Origin of the sequence: Croceitalea sp. MTPC5 (assembly GCF_036985505.1) — a bacterium.
Taxonomy (GTDB): Bacteria; Bacteroidota; Bacteroidia; order Flavobacteriales; family Flavobacteriaceae; genus Croceitalea.
Genome location: NZ_BTGQ01000024.1, coordinates 1 through 1541, shown reverse-complemented (window position 1 = coordinate 1541; position 1541 = coordinate 1). Strand labels below are relative to the sequence as shown.

Annotated in this window: 1 protein-coding gene; it reads right to left on the bottom strand. The window is 50.4% G+C overall.

Annotation, left to right across the window (positions count from 1 at the left end):
* Positions 1 to 1532: IS1182 family transposase (locus AACM45_RS20235; protein WP_339145020.1), on the bottom strand; the 1532-nt coding region annotated here is incomplete at its 3' end.
* Between the last annotated feature and the right edge of the window lie 9 nt (positions 1533 to 1541).

The following is a 1541-nucleotide window of genomic DNA, read 5'->3' as shown; positions in this document are numbered from 1 at the left end:
AGGGATATTTGCCTGTAAGAAGGTTGGATTTTCATAAATGCGGATATATGGGCCAAGAACTCATCTTTCGACCTTTTAACGGTGATAAGGAGCGTTTTTAGGATGTTCGTTCGATGTTTTGCCCTGATTTCGGGCTTCCAACCCAATTTGATAAGTCTTTTTAAATTGTACGCCAATGCAATGAACCCAAAGTCGGCACCGGCTGTGGGCATTCCCTTTTTGGTGATGATGTGGTCAAAGCCCCATTGCCTTTTTATGGTACCGAAGGGATGTTCGACCAAGGCCTGTCGTTTTTTGTAAATATCGGGTTGCTCCGTTACCCTACGGGCGTTATGTTCGATGAATGCGGTGAACTCACTGCGCTGTAATATCTTTCCATTTTGCTTTGCCGATGTGCATCCGTTGCGCACCGGGCAATTTTTGCATGCTTTTGTCCTGTATTGCTTGAACCGGTAGTTGCGTGCCCTGTACCAGTTTCCGTTACTGGTAAGCTCATGGCCCTGTGGGCAGCGATAGCTGTCCTGTTGCGGGTCGTAGTTGAAATGTTCGGCGTTATATGCCGGATCTGGTGCTTGGCTGGCACGGCCGATACCGGGTACGGCCACCAGGGTATCGACCCCAATGTCGTTGGCCACCTTGAACTCGCTCCCGGTATGGTAGCCTTTGTCATATAGTGCGGTAAAGGAGTTGGTCCCCAAAATGGCCTTTGCCCTTCTGAGCATACCGCCCATGGCCTTTTTGTCATTTTGGTTGGTGATCTTGTAATCGATCAAGAGCTTATGGTCGGCATCCACCGTTGTCTGTGCCGTATAACAGACTTCCGTAATGGTGCCCCTCACGATCTGGTGTCGGCTGTCCGGGTCACTGGTGGAGATCTGTGGGTTTTCCGTGGAGGTATCGGCCCGCAGTTCCTTTTGAATGCGTACATACCTTTCCCGTTGCCGTTCCCTGTTTTTTGCCAACTTACGGATTTCTTCCTTTGCGTCCCCGTCCGCCTTGGCCAGTTCTTGTTGGTGTTCCTCGAGTTTTTTATCGATGTATTCAAGGTGGCGTGCGACCTTCTTTAGGTTGAAGTTGTTCTTTTTGCTGTTCTGTGCCCTGAGTTTGGTGGAATCCCCGGCAATAAGGGTGGCGCCGATCAACTCGTGGTTCTTGGCAATGGACACCGTATGGCGGAACACCCGCTTTATCGCTTTGGGGTTGTCCTTCCTGAAACGGGCAATGGTATTGTGGTCGGGCCTTAGGTTGCCGAGCAGCCAGATCAGTTCGATGTTGCGGGCACACTCAAGCTCCAGACTTCTGGAAGAACGTATCCGGTTCAAATATCCATAGATGTAAAGCTTTAAGAGATCGGCGGGATCATAGGGCGGACGACCTTGCGGTGCCATGGCCCCAAAACCTATGGCCTGTAAATCCAGACCGTCCACAAAACGGTCAATGATGCGTACCGAATTTTCCTCGGCGATCATATCGTCCAGACAAGTGGTGTAGAGGGCAAGTTGGGTCCGGGATTGTTTCTGTTGATACTCCATACTTAAAGA